The organism is Zunongwangia sp. HRR-M8, assembly GCF_027594405.1.
Taxonomy (GTDB): domain Bacteria; phylum Bacteroidota; class Bacteroidia; order Flavobacteriales; family Flavobacteriaceae; genus Zunongwangia.
In genome coordinates this window covers 1,435,091-1,454,142 of record NZ_CP115161.1, presented here as the reverse complement: position 1 = coordinate 1,454,142, position 19,052 = coordinate 1,435,091, and the positions used below count along the sequence as shown (strand labels likewise).

General features: G+C 34.8%; 18 protein-coding genes and 1 tRNA gene. 14 read left to right on the top strand and 5 right to left on the bottom strand.

What is annotated here, in order from left to right:
• Positions 1–28 precede the first annotated feature (28 nt).
• Positions 29–880 (bottom strand): hypothetical protein, encoded by an 852-nt coding sequence (locus PBT89_RS06110; RefSeq protein ID WP_270063863.1) that lies wholly within the window; start codon positions 878–880, stop codon positions 29–31.
• Positions 881–1,552: 672 nt separating this feature from the next.
• Here PBT89_RS06110 and PBT89_RS06105 point away from each other — a divergent pair.
• Positions 1,553–1,741 carry a hypothetical protein gene (locus tag PBT89_RS06105; RefSeq protein WP_270063862.1) on the top strand — a complete coding sequence of 63 codons (189 nt, stop codon included), beginning with the start codon at positions 1,553–1,555 and terminating at the stop codon, positions 1,739–1,741.
• A 540-nt stretch (positions 1,742–2,281) separates the two neighbouring features.
• On the opposite strand, the gene PBT89_RS06100 is transcribed toward PBT89_RS06105, so the two are convergent.
• Positions 2,282–2,359, bottom strand: a tRNA-Pro gene (locus PBT89_RS06100).
• Positions 2,360–2,499: 140 nt separating this feature from the next.
• Between PBT89_RS06100 and PBT89_RS06095 the strand changes: the two genes are divergently transcribed.
• The 7 genes from PBT89_RS06095 (at position 2,500) to PBT89_RS06065 (ending at position 9,873) form a co-directional block, all read left to right on the top strand.
• Entirely contained in the window at positions 2,500–3,684 is a 1,185-nt protein-coding gene (locus PBT89_RS06095) for a PQQ-dependent sugar dehydrogenase (protein ID WP_270063861.1), read from the top strand.
• A 20-nt stretch (positions 3,685–3,704) separates the two neighbouring features.
• On the top strand, positions 3,705–4,172 hold the full coding sequence (locus tag PBT89_RS06090; protein WP_270058605.1) for a c-type cytochrome: 468 nt from the start codon (positions 3,705–3,707) through the stop codon (positions 4,170–4,172).
• A 48-nt stretch (positions 4,173–4,220) separates the two neighbouring features.
• Positions 4,221–4,829, top strand: a complete 609-nt coding sequence (gene udk, locus PBT89_RS06085; RefSeq protein WP_270058606.1) for a uridine kinase — start codon at positions 4,221–4,223, stop codon at positions 4,827–4,829.
• Between the two features lie 18 nt (positions 4,830–4,847).
• Positions 4,848–5,162 carry an FtsB family cell division protein gene (locus tag PBT89_RS06080; protein WP_270058607.1) on the top strand — a complete coding sequence of 105 codons (315 nt, stop codon included), beginning with the start codon at positions 4,848–4,850 and terminating at the stop codon, positions 5,160–5,162.
• Between the two features lie 42 nt (positions 5,163–5,204).
• The gene (locus PBT89_RS06075; protein ID WP_270063860.1) at positions 5,205–6,605 is read left to right on the top strand and encodes a methylmalonyl-CoA mutase subunit beta; all 1,401 of its coding nucleotides are present in this window, start codon (positions 5,205–5,207) and stop codon (positions 6,603–6,605) included.
• A gap of 2 nt (positions 6,606–6,607) precedes the next feature.
• Positions 6,608–8,734: a methylmalonyl-CoA mutase gene (gene scpA / locus PBT89_RS06070; RefSeq protein WP_270063859.1), complete on the top strand. Its 2,127-nt coding sequence runs from the start codon at positions 6,608–6,610 to the stop codon at positions 8,732–8,734.
• 89 nt (positions 8,735–8,823) lie between these two features.
• Positions 8,824–9,873: a zinc-binding metallopeptidase family protein gene (locus PBT89_RS06065; RefSeq protein ID WP_270063858.1), complete on the top strand. Its 1,050-nt coding sequence runs from the start codon at positions 8,824–8,826 to the stop codon at positions 9,871–9,873.
• Between the two features lie 31 nt (positions 9,874–9,904).
• On the opposite strand, the gene PBT89_RS06060 is transcribed toward PBT89_RS06065, so the two are convergent.
• The 3 genes from PBT89_RS06060 to PBT89_RS06050 form a co-directional block, all read right to left on the bottom strand.
• Entirely contained in the window at positions 9,905–10,723 is an 819-nt protein-coding gene (locus tag PBT89_RS06060; RefSeq protein WP_270063857.1) for a hypothetical protein, read from the bottom strand.
• 117 nt (positions 10,724–10,840) lie between these two features.
• Positions 10,841–11,584 carry a LytR/AlgR family response regulator transcription factor gene (locus PBT89_RS06055; RefSeq protein ID WP_270063856.1) on the bottom strand — a complete coding sequence of 248 codons (744 nt, stop codon included), beginning with the start codon at positions 11,582–11,584 and terminating at the stop codon, positions 10,841–10,843.
• A 10-nt stretch (positions 11,585–11,594) separates the two neighbouring features.
• Positions 11,595–13,319: a tetratricopeptide repeat-containing sensor histidine kinase gene (locus PBT89_RS06050; protein WP_270063855.1), complete on the bottom strand. Its 1,725-nt coding sequence runs from the start codon at positions 13,317–13,319 to the stop codon at positions 11,595–11,597.
• Positions 13,320–13,431: 112 nt separating this feature from the next.
• Here PBT89_RS06050 and PBT89_RS06045 point away from each other — a divergent pair, with 112 nt between their 5' ends.
• The 6 genes from PBT89_RS06045 (at position 13,432) to lepB (ending at position 19,052) form a co-directional block, all read left to right on the top strand.
• Positions 13,432–14,313: an SDR family oxidoreductase gene (locus PBT89_RS06045; RefSeq protein ID WP_270063854.1), complete on the top strand. Its 882-nt coding sequence runs from the start codon at positions 13,432–13,434 to the stop codon at positions 14,311–14,313.
• A 101-nt stretch (positions 14,314–14,414) separates the two neighbouring features.
• Positions 14,415–15,179 (top strand): ParA family protein, encoded by a 765-nt coding sequence (locus tag PBT89_RS06040; RefSeq protein WP_270063853.1) that lies wholly within the window; start codon positions 14,415–14,417, stop codon positions 15,177–15,179.
• A gap of 3 nt (positions 15,180–15,182) precedes the next feature.
• The gene (locus PBT89_RS06035) at positions 15,183–16,082 is read left to right on the top strand and encodes a ParB/RepB/Spo0J family partition protein (RefSeq protein WP_270063852.1); all 900 of its coding nucleotides are present in this window, start codon (positions 15,183–15,185) and stop codon (positions 16,080–16,082) included.
• Positions 16,072–16,668, top strand: coding sequence for a DUF5683 domain-containing protein (locus PBT89_RS06030; protein WP_443089611.1), 597 nt, complete (start codon positions 16,072–16,074; stop codon positions 16,666–16,668). Before PBT89_RS06035 ends, PBT89_RS06030 begins: the two co-directional genes overlap by 11 nt.
• A gap of 2 nt (positions 16,669–16,670) precedes the next feature.
• Positions 16,671–17,384 carry a 4-hydroxy-tetrahydrodipicolinate reductase gene (dapB, locus tag PBT89_RS06025; RefSeq protein WP_270063850.1) on the top strand — a complete coding sequence of 238 codons (714 nt, stop codon included), beginning with the start codon at positions 16,671–16,673 and terminating at the stop codon, positions 17,382–17,384.
• Between the two features lie 90 nt (positions 17,385–17,474).
• Positions 17,475–19,052: a signal peptidase I gene (lepB, locus tag PBT89_RS06020; RefSeq protein ID WP_270063849.1), complete on the top strand. Its 1,578-nt coding sequence runs from the start codon at positions 17,475–17,477 to the stop codon at positions 19,050–19,052.

The following is a 19,052-nucleotide window of genomic DNA, read 5'->3' as shown; positions in this document are numbered from 1 at the left end:
TTGAAGCCCTGAAATTAGTAGCTATATTTTACTTGTTTTTACTACCCCAGGGACATCTTTTAATTAAATAATTTAAAGTTCCATCGTAAGTGTCTAATGAACTTCCAAATGCATTTCTACTTACTGAATAAAGATTACTCCCAGAGTCAGAAAAAATATTTAATTCTATAGACGTATCGTAATTTGATGTTGTTGAGGAACTGTTTGAAGTAAACTCTTTTCCTGAACTTTTATCTTCTTTTTTGGCTTTGTCCTTTTCAGTTTTATCTTTATAGGTGGTGCTAGAACTTCCATAGGAACGGGTGCCCTCAAAACTAATATTGGCCGTTCCATAAACCACAAATTCTACTCCTAATATTTCAGCAACCTTTTGTGGCATCAAAGTTTTTATACTATTTGGATCTAAATTATTTTTTAAGAGAATAGCATTAGTCGTCATAGGATCCTGTACCATAAGTTGCCTTGTGTTCTTTTTAAAGGAATTAATTGCAGCATGTTGGATTTGGCCAGACATTGCTTCGCTCATTAAGCCCTGATCGTTCGAAACCATCGTAAATGGAAGCACAGCTAATTTATTTTTGCGGTCAGCAGCACTTGTAGTGCCAATATTAGAGGTTGGAGAGGCTACTTGTGAAATTATCTGAGTTCTTCCACTGCCAAAAACAATTTTTTGGACATCGGCTTTTTTTAATTCGTAAGTTAGATCTTCGCCACTATATACAAACTCAATAGAGTTCTCTTGAATAGCGGTTACTTTCCCTTCTTTAGTCTCGCCATTTAACATATAAACAGTATCACTTTTTTCTTGAGCGTAAAGAATAGAAGTGGTAGCAGTGATCATAAATAAAATCACTGTTAGAAAAGGCTTTAGTGTCTTCATACCTGATATAGAATTGGTTAAACATCCTAAATATAGCTAAATAATTAATTCGTCTAACCATTTAAAAAGCAATTTTCATTAAAATTTAGGGTGTTCAGATAATATTGAAATAATTCAATTTTCGTTTAAATGGTATTTTTCTTCACCATATTATCCACAGCATTGCAATTTAAAAGGCGCGTCGAAATGATCTTTAACACACATGCCAAAAGCAAATGAAAACATGACTTAATTGATTACTGATATTTGCTTTTGACCTAAATTCGCTTCAGTAGCATTTTGGTAAAATTGACCAATCTACATTTTATAGCTATAAGCTTACATTGCAGTTTACAGCCTTACCTTTTTGATAATTAGAAAACAGGATTTAGTATCAGAAAGGTAATGTGATAGCGCTAAAAAAGTCAATGAAAGCAACGTAAAATGTATTTCACTTAACCTTAAGTAGTGCTTCAATAAAACTAAAAAAAGGAAATGCTATGGATAAAAAAGTAAATGGAATTAATAACGCTTTCCATTAAACCTCTCTTTTTTTTAATGCGACCATAGGAACAATAAAGATTGTGTCCACAGACACATATCTTGAATTTCATTTTTTATGGTATTAAAAAATTATTAATTTTAGTAAATATGAATATACAGTATTGATCAGAAATATCTTAAATTTATTTAATGAATAAAATATCAAGTCAAACAAAAGTTACCGCAGTAATTTCCTTAATATTTCTTGCAGTTGGAGTTTTCTTGTTAAAAGAACAAAATAATAGCTTTATCACAATTATGATTGTGAGTATTATTGTGTTAGCTGGATTAAGTAATCAAGTTTTAAAAGACCTAAAATTATATACAAAATCATCTTAGATCAAAATTAATAATTATTGAAGTTGAATATCCGTGATGAATTTTAGCCAATTCAATTAATCGTTTTTCTCCTTCAGCACGAAGAACTTTAAAAGTTTAAACGGAAAATAGGAAGCATAATATCCGTCCTATATTGCTGACTTGTTGACTTGCAGGCTTTCTTCGCTAAAGTCTAGCAAACCGCTGCGCTTCTCGTTCCAGAGACTACGATAATCCTTGATTTAAGGCTGAGTTCAATACGTTCTCAATTGACGGTAATTCGTGCATAAAGGGGAGCAGTACCATTTTTGGCTTTCGATGATTTTGGAATAAAACGAATTCCAAAACTTAAGGCATTTTTCATAGTGTTTCGTTTTCAAATTAAACAAAAGGCGTGAAAACGAAAGTCAAATCAATATGAACAACAAGATAACCAAAAAAAGGTCACCGAATCGGACTCATTTTTAATGATTGCAAATGATATGAAAAACCGTCCAAAAACAGAAAAACCTTGAAAATCAATAGATTAACAAGGTTTTTTATACCATTTTAATATGGTCTTGGTCGGGGTGGCAGGATTCGAACCTGCGGCCTCCTGCTCCCAAAGCAGGCGCGATAACCGGGCTACGCTACACCCCGAGTTGCAATGATTACTCGATTGCGGCTGCAAATATACTAATTCTTTTTGCTCTGCAATGGAAATATGAGATTTTTTCCGAATAAGTTTATTTTATAGATTTTAATACCTTAAATTACAAATAATCTATAGAACATAATTCATGAAAAAATCACTGTTAACCATAGGAATAGCTACAATGTTATTTGCGTGTGCCGAGGATGCAAAAAATAAAGATAAGGCAGAAAACGAAAATATAACCGATGCCCCTCAGCAGGAACAATCAAAAGTTCCAGATCCAATACCGGCTGAAACTAACGAAAATTACACTACCGAGATGGTTGTTGATGGCATTCAAATTCCATGGGGAATAGATTTTCTACCAGATGGCAGTATGCTCATCTCCGATAAATCTGGAGAAATGATTCATTTTAAAGATGGGAAAACACAAAAACTTTCCAATGTTCCTGAAGTGTATATTAGAGGACAAGGCGGACTTCTAGATGTAGCAGTTCATCCAGATTATAAAAATAATGGATGGATCTATTTTACTTATGCTTCTCCAGAAGGAGAAGGTGAAGGAGGAAATACAGCACTGGGGCGTGCCAAAATTGAAGGTACTAAACTTTCAGATGTTGAAGTTTTATATAAAGCGGCACCAAATACAACCAGAGGACAGCATTTTGGATCTAGAATAACTTTCGATAAAGACGGCTATCTTTATTTTTCAGCAGGAGAACGTGGTGCACGTGATGTAAATCCGCAAGACATCACTCGAGATAATGGTAAGATATACCGGCTGAATGACGACGGAAGCATTCCTAGAGACAATCCGTTTGTCGGAAAAGAAAATGCCAAAGAAGCCATTTATTCTTATGGACATCGTAATCCACAGGGAATGCTATTAAATCCAGAGACTGGAGAAATTTGGGTGCATGAACATGGTCCACAAGGTGGCGATGAAATCAATATAGTAAAAGCAGGAGCAAATTACGGTTGGCCAATTGTAACCTATGGAGAAAACTATGATGGCACACCTATTACAGAAGAACGCACTAAACCAGAATTTGAAGATCCAATCTTCTACTGGTTGCCGTCTATCGCTCCAAGCGGATTTGAATATGTAACTTCAGACAAATACCCAGAGTTGAAAGGTAATCTGCTAGCTGGATCACTTAAATTTCAGTATTTAGAACTATTGGTTTTAGACGGAAAGAAAATTACTAAACGTGAAAAATTAGTTGAAAATGTAGGAAGACTAAGAGATGTGGTTGAAGGTCCCGATGGAATTATTTATCTTGGCGTCGAAGGAAAAGGTATTTTAAAATTAATTAAGAAAACAGAATAAAATAACACAAACAAGAAAGAATGAAAAAGTTATTGAGTATTGCTATTATTCTGGGTGCCATGGCCTGCAAATCAGATAAAAAGCAGGATGCTAAAGAAGAAGAGGAATCTTATACTATCCCGGCAGATAATGCTTCTGCAAAAAAAACACCGTTAGACGAAAGTATTGCGAGAGGAAAAAAAGTATATTCACAACTTTGCGTCACCTGCCATCTCCCTACCGGTAAAGGAATTCCGGGAACTTATCCTCCACTTGACGGTTCTAACTGGTTAACAGAAAAACGTACTGAAAGTATTCGTGGTGTAAAATATGGTATGCAGGGACCAATCACCGTTAATGGGAAAGAATATGATAATGTAATGACGCCAATGGGCTTAAATAATCAAGAAGTTGCAGATGCTCTTAACTATGCAATGAACTCCTGGAGCAACAATATCAACGATATGGTAACCGAAGAAGAAGTTGCCGCAGTAGAAAAAACAGAATAACATTTATTTTTTGGGGCAAATAATTAAATTTGCCCCAAATTTTTATAAATGCTTATAATTGGAATTGCCGGAGGCACTGGTAGCGGAAAGACTACCGTTGTAAATCAAATAATCGACGAATTAAAAAACGAAGAAGTAGATGTAATATCTCAGGATTCCTATTACATGGATACCAGCCATCTTAGCTTCGAAGAACGTAAAAAGATTAACTTCGACCATCCAAAATCTATAGATTTCGATCTATTGGTTTCTCACCTTAAAGAGCTTAAATCCGGTAATAATGTAATGCAACCGGTATATTCTTTCAAAGAACATAACAGAACAGGAGAGTTTATCGAAGTTCACCCTCGTAAAGTAGTGATCGTAGAAGGTATTCTTATCCTTGCCCATGCTGATATTCGAGATATGTTCGATATAAAAATCTATGTACATGCAGATAGTGACGAGCGTTTAATTAGACGTCTTAAACGCGATATTGCAGATCGTGGGCGTGATTTAGAAGAAGTGCTTTGGCGATACCAAACAACGCTTAAACCAATGCATAACCAGTTTATAGAACCCACAAAAGAATTTGCAGATCTTATAATCCCAACCAATCGTTACAATACAGTAGCTGTTGATATTGTGCAAACAATTATCAAAGATCGCTTATCTTAATTTTGTATATTTAAATCGATGAAATTAAAAGAACTTCGTAATAAAAAATGGTTTAAAATACTTAGCAATAAGTATATCCTTTTAGGACTTATTTTCGCCATTTGGATGTTCTTTTTAGATAGTAATTCCTGGTTTGTTCATCACGAATTAGATCAGGAAATTAACGAGCTTAGAGAAAACAAGGAGTATTATCAAAAAGAAATTTCACGGGATAAAGCTATAATTGGCACATTGGGAGATTCGATAGAATTAGAAAAATTTGCCCGCCAAAAATATTACATGAAACGCCCAAACGAAGACATTTATATTATCGAGTACGATACTATAGATTGATATTGAGCATTTTCCACTTGTTTTCTAAAAACCACATCTCTTATGGAGCAATCATTATTTCAGGATTTTGATGAAGTTTCTGCAAAGCAATGGAAACAAAAAATTCAGTTTGAGCTACAAGGTTCAGATTATCAAAGCCTAGTTTATCATTCTTTAGATGGCATCGATGTTAAACCATTTTACCATCAGGATGATAAGATTAAAGGTTTACAAATAAATTCAACCCAAGATTGGTCTATTTGTGATCAGATCTACGTAGTTTCAGAAGAAAAAAGCAATCACCGCGCACATCAATTATTAAAAAAAGGTGCAGAAAGCTTATGGTTTATAATCGCTTCGGAAGAAATCAATTTTGACAAATTATTTAAAAATTTCAATTTTGAATGTATTCCTGTTTACTTGAAATTCAACTTTCTTTCACCAGATTATCTACAACGTTTAAGTGAATTCTTCAAAGAAAAAAAAGCTAAAATTTATCTTCAGATAGATATTATTGGGAATTTGGCGCGATCGGGAAACTGGTTTCACAACCTGAAAACAGATCATGAGATTTTAAATAAAATACTTCAGAATTCATCGAATTTCGAGTCAGTTATTTCCGTAGACACTACACTTTATCAAAACGCAGGGGCAACAATTCCGCAGCAATTGGCTTATGCGCTGGCACATGCAAACGAATACTTAAATCACATCAATCAAGCTCATTTTATTTCCGCAGAAATAAAGAAAAAAATTAAACTTCAATTTTTAGTCTCAAGTGGTCCTAATTACTTTTTCGAGATTGCTAAGATTAGAACGTTACGATGGCTTTTTGCAAGTTTGGCTGAGTCTTATGGTTTCAATAAGGAAATTTTTATTCTCGCACAGCCTACAAAACGTAACAAAACATTATACGATTATAACGTAAACCTACTACGTACAAATACCGAAAGTATGAGTGCGATTCTTGGCGGCGCAGATGCAATTTTTAATTTGCCTTACGATGCAGTTTATCATAAAAACAACGAATTTGGGAATAGAATTGCCCGAAATCAGCTTTTAATAATGAAGCACGAAGCGCACTTAAATAAAGTAAAAAATGCTGCGGAAGGCGCCTATTATATAGAGAATCTAACCGAACAATTTGCTGAAAAAGCATTGGCTATTTTTAAGGATATTGAAAATGGAGGCGGATTTTTAAAACAACTGAAGGAAAGTATTATTCAGAAGAAAATAAATGAATCTGCGGAAAAAGAACAGGCGAAATTCAATGCTGGGGAACTTATTTTAATTGGAACCAACAAATATCAAAATGCGGCAGATAAAATGCAGGATGAGATTCAGTTGTATCCTTTTTTAAAGAAAAATCCGAGAAAAACATTAATCGAACCGATTTTAGAGCGGCGATTAAGTGAAAAATTGGAAGAGCAACGATTAGCGACCGAAAAAACTGTAAACGCATAATTATGGGAAGAAAAGACCTTAAAAATTTACAGTTGATCGATAAAAATATAAGTTCAAAATCTACAATTTCGAGCTATAAAACTCCGGAAGAAATCAATATCAAATCTTCGTATTCTAAAGAAGATATTGAAAATTTTGAACATCTAAATTTTGTGGCCGGCACAGCTCCATTTTTACGCGGGCCATATAGCACCATGTACGTTCAACGACCCTGGACAATTAGGCAATATGCAGGATTTTCTACCGCAGAAGAAAGTAATGCTTTTTACCGTAGAAATTTAGCTGCCGGGCAAAAAGGCCTTTCAGTAGCTTTCGATCTGGCCACCCATCGCGGTTACGATAGTGATCACGAGCGTGTGATTGGCGATGTGGGAAAAGCCGGCGTAGCGATCGATTCAGTTGAAGATATGAAAATTCTTTTCGATCAAATTCCGCTAGATAAAATGTCGGTTTCCATGACGATGAACGGCGCTGTATTACCAATTTTAGCTTTTTACATTGTTGCTGCAGAAGAGCAAGGCGTAAAACCAGCGCAACTTTCAGGAACCATTCAAAATGATATTTTAAAGGAATTTATGGTGAGAAACACCTACATCTACCCTCCTACTCCGTCGATGAAGATTATCGCTGATATATTTGAGTACACTTCGCAACACATGCCTAAATTCAATAGTATAAGTATTTCGGGCTATCACATGCAGGAAGCTGGTGCGACCAGTGATATCGAATTGGCGTATACGCTAGCTGATGGACTTGAATATATTCGAAAAGGCTTAGAAGCCGGGATGGATATCGATAGTTTTGCACCTCGACTTTCTTTCTTTTGGGCAATTGGGATGAACCATTTTATGGAGATCGCCAAAATGCGCGCAGCCCGTATGCTTTGGGCAAAATTGGTAAAACAATTCAACCCGAAAAATCCAAAAAGTTTATCACTAAGAACACATTCACAAACCAGCGGTTGGAGTTTAACCGAGCAAGATCCTTTTAATAATGTTACGCGAACTTCCATAGAAGCGGCTGCGGCAGCTTTTGGAGGTACGCAAAGTTTACACACCAATGCTTTAGATGAAGCGATTGCTTTACCTACAGATTTTTCAGCAAGAATTGCCAGAAACACACAGTTGCATTTACAGCAGGAAACATCGATCACTAAAACGGTAGATCCATGGGCGGGAAGTTATTATGTTGAAAGTTTAACGAACGATATTACTGAAAAAGCATGGAAGCTTATTGAAGAAGTTGAAGATCTTGGCGGAATGACCAAAGCTATCGAAGCTGGAATCCCGAAAATTAGAATTGAAGAAGCCGCAGCAAGAAAACAAGCCCGAATTGATAATGAGACCGATATAATCGTTGGTACTAACAAGTATCGTTTAAAGAAGGAAGATCCAATAACAACGCTTGAAGTTGATAATCAAACTGTACAAAAACAGCAAATAGCACGCTTAGAACATCTTAAAGCTAACCGAAACCCAACTGAAGTCACAAATACACTTAATAAGCTTACAAAAGCAGCTAAATCTGGAAAAGAAAATTTGTTGGCTTTAGCCATTGATGCTGCAAGAAAAAGAGCAACGTTGGGAGAAATAAGCGATGCGTTAGAAGAAGCTTTTGGACGATATAAAGCTAAAATTCAATCTTTTGGCGGCGTTTATTCTAAAGAAATGAAAGACAACAAAACTTTTTTAAAAGCCAGAGAACTTGCTGATCAATTTGCTGAGCAGGATGGCCGCCGACCACGAATTATGATCGCAAAAATGGGACAAGATGGCCACGATCGTGGCGCAAAAGTAGTGGCTACCGCTTATGCAGATGTAGGTTTTGATGTAGATATTGGCCCGCTTTTTCAAACCCCGAAGGAGGCTGCAAAACAAGCGGTTGAAAATGATGTACATATTCTAGGAGTTTCTTCTTTAGCCGCAGGACATAAAACTTTGGTGCCGCAAGTTTTAGAAGAACTCAAAAAATTAGGCAGAGAAGATATTATGGTTATTGTTGGCGGTGTGATCCCATCACAGGATTATCAATACTTATTTGATGCTGGTGCCGTGGCTGTTTTTGGCCCCGGAACTAAAATTAGTGATGCCGCAGTACAATTATTAAATATTCTGATTGATGATAATTAGCCTAATTAATTTTTAGTTAAAGATTTATATTTCAGTAAATTATTATCTGATATTCGCCAAAGATTTTAAGCTGGTAATTAGGCTGATTTATGAAAACATTTTCCTGTTCTGCGTGCGATAATCTCGTTTTTTTTGAAAACGATACCTGCGAATTTTGTGGCAATAATTTGGGCTATTGGTCTGCTGAAGAAACTATGCTTTCGGTAGAACAAGAATTTACCTACAACGGCAAAAAGCTTCGATACTGTAGAAATCACAAATTTGAAGCCTGCAATTGGCTAATTGATGATTCGGCAGAAGATTCTTTATGCGAATCTTGCCAGCTTAACGATGTTATACCTAATCTCGATAATCCAAAAAGATTATTGGAATGGCAAAAAGTAGAGTTTGCAAAACACCGCTTAATCTACAGCTTAAAAAGATTAGGACTACCTTTCTCTTTCGATCTTGATAATGGTGAAAAATTACAACTTCAGTTTAAAATTTTAGCACCCGATATAGAAGCTAAAAATGGTAGAAAATTGCTTACAGGACATCTAAGCGGACTTATAACTTTAAACGTAGACGAAGCAAATGATGCAAAGCGTGAAGCTATGCGTATGCAAATGGGTGAAAAAATGCGAACCCTTTTAGGACATTTTAGACACGAAATTGGGCATTTCTACTGGGAAGCGATTGTTCTTAATGATCCTAAAATACTTACTGAATTTCGTGAAATTTTTGGTGATGATCAAAAAGATTATGGCGAAGCTCTGGATACCTATTACGCCAATGGGCCTAAAACTAACTGGAAGCAATTTCATATCACCAAATATGCCTCTGCCCATGCGTGGGAAGATTGGGCTGAAACCTGGGCTCATTATTTTCATATTATGGATACCTTAGAAACTGCCTATTATTATGGCCTTGAGATCCAAAACCCAGTAGTTTCGAGTACTCCAGAGATGAGCATTCGGCTTGATCCTTACTCACAAAAGGATTTTGATAAGATTATAGATTATTACATCTCTCTTACGCTAGCTTTAAATTCCCTAAATCGCGGAATGGGACTTTCAGATATATATCCGTTTATTTTGAGCAAAAACGTCATTAAAAAATTAAAGTTTATCCACAACCTTATTAGAAATTTTAAGGCTTAGATAAACTTTTAAATTTTAAACCATTCAGCAATTAAAAATCTTCCTTAAAAGTATCTATTCTGAAGTTACCAAATAATACGCTTGCACCACTATCACTTCGCAATGGACTACTTATAAAGAAATGCCTAAATTTTTGTCCTCTAAAAAGATCTGTATCGGCAATTTTTGTGTCATCTAAATATATCTTTACGCGATCGCCATCTACAGCAATAGCAACATGCATTTTTTGGTTGGCATAAACTCCTAAATCAAAGCCACCGGTCCTATATAAATCACGTACTTTGCTAGAAACTACAAAATCTTTGCTATTCATATATTCAAGCCCGGCGTGCCAAATATTGCTATTAGAAATCCATCTGGATAAACTATTATCTTTAGTAAACCCGAAGAATAATGAGGAAAGATCGTTTACTTTATCGGCTGCAATAATTAAATCGAACTCTACTGTAAAGCGATCTGGATAAGCTATATTTTGTTTTAATTTATAACTGGTACGCTCACTCATATTTAGCCATTTCCCTGGGAATCTGCTTATTTTTACGATAGAACCAGATCCTGTAGACTTCCATTGATCTGGCATTGAACCGTTAGCCATGCGATCGAAATTGGTCGCATAAACCAAAGAATCTCCGGCAATAAACGCACCATTATCTTCTATTTGGATTCGATTAGAATTCGAAGAATCAGTCTTTCTTTCATCTTTAGAATTCTTATTCAATTGTTTATCTACCGCTTTTTCGGCTTCATCTTCAATTTTATTTTTTATTTTGTCGAAAATTTGTGCTTCAGAAGAAGGTGCACTCAACAACATTAAAGCAGTAGCTAATAAAAAGTGATAGACAGATTTCATATAAATTAGATTAGGTCTTTTAGATTTACAAATTTAATGGCTATGCGATCGTATTATAAGATTTAGATGCTTTTTTTAGTAATAACCTAAGTTGGTTTAGTATTTAGACGAGCTGCATTAGAATTTGCTGAAATATTCCAGTAAATCTCCCCTTTTTGCGACAGAAACAGGTATTTCTTCTTCGGAAGTAAGCACAAGCATGTTTGTTTTTTTTTGAAATCTGCTGATAAAATCTGTATTGATTAAATGCGATTGATGCACTCTAATAAAACCTGAAATGGATAATTGATCTTCAATTTTCTTTAAAGATTGCGATACTAAAATGGAATCTCCAGACGAGCAATAAATAGTTGTATAGTTGTTGTGCGCTTGTGCACGAATAATATTTGAAATATCGACCACAAAAATATCTTCCTGCGTTTTCAAAACAATTTTACGCTTTTGCGGCTCATGCTGATTGTGCAATAAGGTTTCTAATTTTAGCTTATAAGATTCTTCCTGCCAACTCTCTAAAACCTTATTTATACTCGAGATTAATTGGCTAGGTGTGAATGGCTTCAAAATAAAATCTAAGGCACTGAACTGAAAAGCTGCTACCGCATATTTAGCAAACGCAGTAATAAAAACTACTTTAAATTGGTGCGTGTTTTTATTATAAATCTCTTTTAGAAAATCTATAGAATTACCGTCGGGTAAATTTACATCGAGTAATAAAATTTTAGGTTTAACTTCTTCAAATATTTCAGCTGCAAATTTTAAGTTTTCAGCCTTTAAAATCTCCAATTCTGGAAAATTATCGTTCAAAATTTTCTCCATCATCAATGCAGAGGCGACTTCATCTTCAACTATAAGTGTTTTCATTTAGTATATTTTAAGCAAGTCGATAAGGCATTTCTATAATAATTCGTGTTCCACGATTCTCATTACTTTCTTCAACTTCTTCTATTTGTAGCTTTATTTTTCGAGAGTGTGTTTTATTATATTCCTCTACTCGTTCATTTAAAATTGCACTTCCCATAGAAGCATGCAAACGTTGCGAATTTATTTTTTTTGATTGCTGAATACCTTTTCCATTATCTTTAATTTCAGCAATAACTTTTTTGCTTGCTAAGTCTTCTTCAAAGCTTATATAAATTTCTCCGTTTTCATGATCTTTAATGCCATGCAACACCGCATTCTCTACAAAAGGCTGGAGTAACATCACCGGGATCTGTAATTCAGAACTGTCGGTTTCAATATTTAGTTTTATAAAATATTTGAATGTTTTTGAAGCTGCACTTTGTTGTAAATACAAATACTTTTTCAGCATTTCTACTTCCTCAGACAATGCAATAAATTCACTACTGGAAGTTTCTAATACCAATCGAATTAATCGACTAAAATTAGCTAAATATTCCATCGAATTTTCCTTTTCGTTATTGAAAATATAAAATTGAATTTGTTGCAAAGCGTTAAATAAAAAGTGTGGATTTAACTGTACCTGTAATAGTTGCTGCTTTAATTTTGATTTTGCCAACTTCTGCTTAACCTTTTGGTTTTTTAAGTACAAGAGAATAATAACAAGTAATAAAACCAACAAAATAACCCCGCCAATTATTAACTGCTGAAATTCACGCTTTTTGTGTGTGTTTTCAGTTTCTAAGAGCGCAATTTTCTTTTCATTTTTTTCGGTTTCGTAAGCCGTTTGTATTTTTGCTATTTTTTCTCGGTAACGATTGGCCGCAATACTATCTTTTACGGCGTTGTATTGCTGAGAAAACTCTAGAGATTCTTTATAATTTCCAGCTTCTTTATAAGCGTTCATCATATTTAGAAGCAAACGTTCTTTTTCTTGAAGAGAAGCACTTGGCAAAGCTTTTTTGTACGCAGTAATCCCTTCGTCTATTTGCCCTAATTGCACCAGGGCGTATCCATAATTATTATAGGAAATTACAGAATTTTGCATTTGTAGTTCTTCTCTAATTTCTAAACTTTCTTTAGCATTAGATCGAGCCAGATCCCAGCTTTTTTGCTCTATATAATAGTTGCTTAAATTATTTAAAACCACTGCCTGAATATCCTTTCGATTCAGTTTCTTAGCTAATTTTAAACTTTTTTGATAGGTGGATAAAGCTTCAGTATTATTAGTTTCTACATAAAGGCCGGCTAAATTGATATACACTTTTAGAGCGAAAATATTTTCTGAAGTAATTTGATTTAGCGCTTTTTTAAAGTAAACTTCCGCCTTTTCAAAGTTTTTAAGCTTAGAATGAACCACGCCTATCCCGGTGTATATTTCCTGTAAATTTTGTTGATTACGGTTATTAGTAAATTTTTCAGCATTAATATAATTCTTCAGCGCAAGATCAAATTTCGATCTTACTAATTCAGATTTTGCTAAACCAATATAGGCGGCTGCTAATAGTGCGCTATCTTTAGTTGAATTTATTTCTAATTCGTAGAATTTAGCTGCTTTTTCAAACTGACCAATACGTAATAAGCTATCGGCCTGGTTAATTTTTTTTGATTGCGCCTGAAGTTGAGAAAGGCAAAAAAATAAACTTATAATTGATAGTAAAAAAGATGAATTTAACGAATTCTGAAATTTTAAAATCATTGATTGAATTATGAATGATTACAAAATTATCATTTTTAATTGCAGTAATCATTCTTTTAATAAAATACTCAACATAAATTTTTATCCTTATATTTAGTTTAAATCGAATTTTATGGATTATACTAAAAAAATGTTGCGCGATGATGCTTTAAACGGCAAAACTATCGTAGTTACCGGTGGAGGCAGCGGGCTTGGCAAATCGATGACTAAATACTTCTTAGAGCTAGGCGCTAAGGTTGCTATTTCATCTAGAAATTTAGAGAAATTGCAAACCACCGCCCAAGAGCTGGAAAAAGAAACAGGAGGCATTTGTTTACCGGTGCAATGCGATGTAAGAAATTATGAAGAAGTTGAGCATATGCTAAACCTGGTGCTTGATGAATTTGGCGATGTGGATGTATTACTAAACAATGCTGCAGGTAATTTTATTTCTCCTACAGAGCGGCTTTCTGCCAATGCGTTTGATACCATAATCGATATTGTATTAAAAGGAAGTAAAAATTGTACACTGGCTTTTGGAAAACATTGGATCGATAAAAAAACTGAAAACAAAACCATCCTTAACATTGTAACCACTTATGCCTGGACAGGTTCGGCTTACGTAGTCCCTAGCGCCACAGCAAAAGCTGGTGTTTTGGCAATGACACGCTCTTTGGCCGTGGAATGGGCAAAATACGGAATTCGATGTAACGCAATAGCTCCCGGACCATTTCCTACGAAAGGTGCCTGGGATAGACTTTTACCAGGTGATTTAAAAGACAAATTCGATCTTGCGAAAAAAGTGCCACTAAAACGTGTAGGTGATCACCAGGAACTAGCAAATCTTGCTGCCTATTTAGTTTCAGATTTTGCTGCTTATGTAAATGGAGAAGTTATCACCATCGATGGTGGTGAATGGTTAAAAGGTGCGGGACAATTTAACCTTCTAGAAGCCATACCAGAGGAAATGTGGGATCAACTTGAAATGATGATTAAAAATAAAAAAAGAGGATAAGGAATTAGCAATTGTTAAAACTATTAATAAACCTGTTAACAAAATGATTTTATAAACCTATAATTAATTGTATTTTTACCTTCAAAAATCGATACACATTAATGGGTAAAATCATCGCTATTGCCAATCAAAAAGGTGGAGTAGGTAAAACAACAACTTCGGTTAATCTTGCTGCTTCTCTTGGTGTTTTAGAAAAAAAGGTATTATTAATAGATGCCGACCCTCAGGCAAATGCTACTTCGGGATTAGGTATAGACGTTGAAGAGGTTGAACTTGGTACGTACCAGCTATTGGAGCATTCTATTGCTGCTGAAAAAGCGATTATGGAAACCAGTTCTCCAAACCTCGATTTAATCCCCGCTCATATAGATCTGGTAGCAATTGAAATTGAGTTGGTAGATCAAGAGAGCAGAGAATCAATGCTTAAAAAGGTAATTACTCCGCTCAAAGAAAAATATGACTATATATTAATAGACTGCGCTCCTTCTCTTGGTCTTTTAACTTTAAATGCATTAACAGCATCAGATTCAGTTATCATTCCTATACAATGCGAATATTTTGCTTTAGAAGGCTTAGGTAAATTATTAAACACCATAAAAAGTGTTCAGAAAATTCACAATAATAAACTGGATATAGAAGGTTTATTATTAACAATGTATGATAGCCGTCTTAGATTATCCAATCAGGTGGTAGAAGAAGTACAAAAACATTTCAATGAAATGGTTTTTGAAACAATCATCCAACGAAATGTACGTTTAAGTGAAGCGCCTAGTTACGGTGAAAGCATAATAAATTACGATGCATCTAGTAAAGGGGCTACAAATTACTTAAGTTTGGCGCACGAAATTATCAAGAAAAATAGTTAGAGGATGGCGAAGGCTACAAAAAAACAAGCACTTGGTAGAGGTCTTTCTGCATTATTGAAAGATCCTCAAAATGATATACAATCAGCTGAAGATAAGAATGCCGATAAACTGGTAGGTAATATAGTAGAGTTGGAATTGTCTTCGATTGAAGTAAATCCATTTCAGCCACGAACCAGTTTTAACGAAGATGCCTTACGTGAACTGGGAAGTTCTATAAAAGAGCTTGGTGTAATCCAGCCAATTACGGTAAGAGAACTAGAATTTGATAAATACCAATTAGTTTCTGGTGAGCGTCGTTATCGCGCTTCAAAATTAATAGGGCTAGAAACTATCCCGGCTTACATTAGGATTGCAAACGACCAAGAAAGTCTAGAAATGGCTTTGGTGGAAAATATCCAAAGACAGGATTTAGATCCAATTGAAATTGCACTGTCTTATCAACGCCTAATCGATGAAATTAGTTTAACCCAAGAACAGCTAAGTGATCGTGTAGGTAAAAACCGATCGACCGTAGCCAATTACTTAAGATTATTAAAATTAGATCCTATAATCCAAACGGGGATGCGTGATGGTTTTTTAGGTATGGGGCATGGTCGTGCTTTAATTAATTTAGATGATCACCAAAAGCAACTGGATATTTACGAAAAAATTATTCAGAAGTCTTTATCTGTAAGAGATACTGAAAAATTGGTGAAAGAAGCCAAAAATGGCCCTCAAAGTAAAACTACGGCTAAAACCGCGGTACCGGTAGTCTATAAACGAAGTATCAAAGAATTTACAGAATATTTGGGCACAAAGGTAGATGTAAAAGTACAGAAAAACGGAAAAGGTAAACTTACTATTCCTTTCTCTTCGGAAGAAGAATTTAACCGAATTAAAAAACTAATTCAGAGTGAAGAGTAAGCAGCTATTTTTCATAATTTTCCTGCTATTGTTCACAGTTCAACTTAGTGCTCAGCAGGATTCACTTTCCGTAGAAAATTCCAGGACTATACAACCTATTTCAGAATCTAAAAATTTTGAAAAAGAAAAGGATTACAAACCATACAATGCCCTTGCTCCCGCAAAAGCGGCTTTCTATTCAGCAATACTACCAGGTTTAGGTCAAATTTATAATGGTCAAATCTGGAAAGTTCCTATAGCTTACGCTGCAATAGGAATTCCTGTTTATTTATACATAGATAATAACAAACAATATAATCGTTATAGGACAGCTTACAAACAACGATTAGCAGGAAAAGAAGACGAATTCGCTGGAAGAATTTCAGATGAGGGCCTAAGGAATGCACAAGAATTATATCAGAGAAACAAAGAACTCTCGCTTTTATTTGCTGTAGGGCTATATGCTCTTAATATTATTGATGCAAATGTAAGCGCACACTTACAGCAATTTAATGTAAATGAAGACTTAAGTTTTAAACCGAATTATAAACTCGATGAATTCACCGGAAAGTCTAATTATGGTTTTTCTTTGAATTATAAATTTTAAGCATGAAAATAGCACTATTAGGATACGGAAGAATGGGAAAGGCAATAGAAAGTATTGCTTTAGATCGCGGACATGAAATTGTAGTGAAAATCGATGAAGATATAGAAAATTATAGTCTGGCAGAAATGGATATCGATGTGGCTATCGATTTTAGCATTCCAGATGCCGCTTATAACAATATCACCAGTTGCTTTAAAGCAGGTATTCCTGTGGTATCCGGAACAACAGGCTGGTTAGATAACTATGATAAAGCTGTAGAAATTTGTAACGAACATAAATCGGGATTTATCTATGCTAGTAATTTTTCTTTAGGAGTTAATATTTTCTTTGAATTAAATAAGAAATTGGCCTCTTTAATGAAGAATTTAGATGAATATGGTGTCGAAATTGAAGAAATACATCATACTAAAAAATTAGACGCTCCAAGCGGAACCGCAATTAGTCTGGCCAATCACATTATTGAGACCAACGACAGAAAAGAAAATTGGAGTTTAGAGTCTGCTAAAGAATATGAAATTCCAATTCTCGCAAAACGAATTGATGATATCCCTGGAACTCATACCGTAAGTTATACTTCAAAAATTGACGATATTGAAATTATCCATACAGCACATTCACGTGAAGGATTTGCAAAGGGAGCGGTTATCGCAGCTGAATGGATTAAGGATAGAAAAGGTGAATACAGCATGAAAGATGTGCTCTCTACTTTACTATAATAAATAAATTAACAATTAGTCCTATACTATAAACTGGCTTTTATCGTAACAAATTACGTTAGAGCTAGACTAACAGGGAAATATTAAAATATGACATTTACAGAGTGGTTTATTTTCTTTTTGGTTGTACAGGTGATACATTTCGCCGGAACCTGGAAGTTGTATCAAAAAGCAGGAAGACAATCCTGGGAAGCATTAATACCAGTTTATAATGCTGTAATCCTAATGAAAATAATCAACCGTCCTTGGTGGTGGGTGATTTTGCTTTTTATACCTATCGTAAACCTTATTATGTTTCCCGTAATTTGGGTTGAAACGCTAAGAAGCTTCGGAAAAAACAGTGTAAGTGATACCTTTTTAGCCATATTTACACTTGGTTTCTATATTTATTATATTAACTATACACAAGATGTTACTTACATCCACGAAAGAGATTTAAAACCACGTACAACTATAGGAGAATGGGTGAGCTCTATTTTGTTCGCTGTCGTTGCAGCCACTATTGTACATGGCTATTTTATGCAGCCCTTTACTATTCCTACTTCTTCTCTAGAAAAAACGCTATTAGTTGGTGATTATCTTTTTGTAAGCAAATTTCATTACGGAGCAAGAGTTCCGCAAACGCCTATCGCCTTCCCTATGGTTCATGATACTATTCCTGTATTAGGAGTAAAATCGTACGCAACCGAGCCACAAATACCTTATCTAAGATTTCCAGGTTTCGAAGAGGTTAAGAAGAACGATATTGTAGTATTTAACTGGCCTGTAGATACTGTTAATGCTTTTCAGCAATATGGTGATGGTAAATATTATTACAAACCAATTGATAAAAAATCAAACTATGTAAAACGTTGTGTTGCTACCGCAGGTGATTCTTTAGAAATAATTGAAGGAAAAGTATTTATAAACGGAGAGCAACTCGAACTTTCAGAAAGGGCTAAGCCACAATATTCGTATACCGGAACAACAGATGGACATCAACTAACACCGCAGTACATGTACAAAATGTACGATGTAACCGATGGTTTTGGGTTTAATCCAAACACCAACGAATTTGGAATATCTGCTTTATCTGAAGAATCGGCCGAGCGATTAAGAAATAATCCCTATATAAAAACACTCGAAAGACGAGTATATCCTGAAGATCAAAAATCGGCGAGCCTTTTCCCGAACGATAAAAAAAGAAGATATAACCTGGATTATTTTGGCCCAATTTATATTCCAGAAAAAGGAAAAACCGTAGAAATAACCCCAGAGTCGTTACCGTTTTATCGCAGAATTATCGAAGTTTACGAAGGAACCGAAATGGGATTAATAAATACTATTACTCAAAATGGTACTCAAATTCTTTTAAACGGGCAGCCATTCGATTCGTATACTTTTAAGCAAGATTATTACTGGATGATGGGCGACAATCGTCACAATAGTGAAGATAGCCGTAGTTGGGGTTATGTTCCTTATAATCACGTAGTAGGTAAACCAGTATTTATTTGGTTTAGTAAAGACAAATATGCTTCTGGATTTTTAGATGGAATACGCTGGGATCGCATGTTTACAACCGTTAAAGGTAATGGTACCCCTATTTCCTATCTACCCTATTTCTTGATTTTAGTATTAATAATAGTGGCTTTTAATTACTTTAAAAAACGTAGAAACTCAGATTCTTAA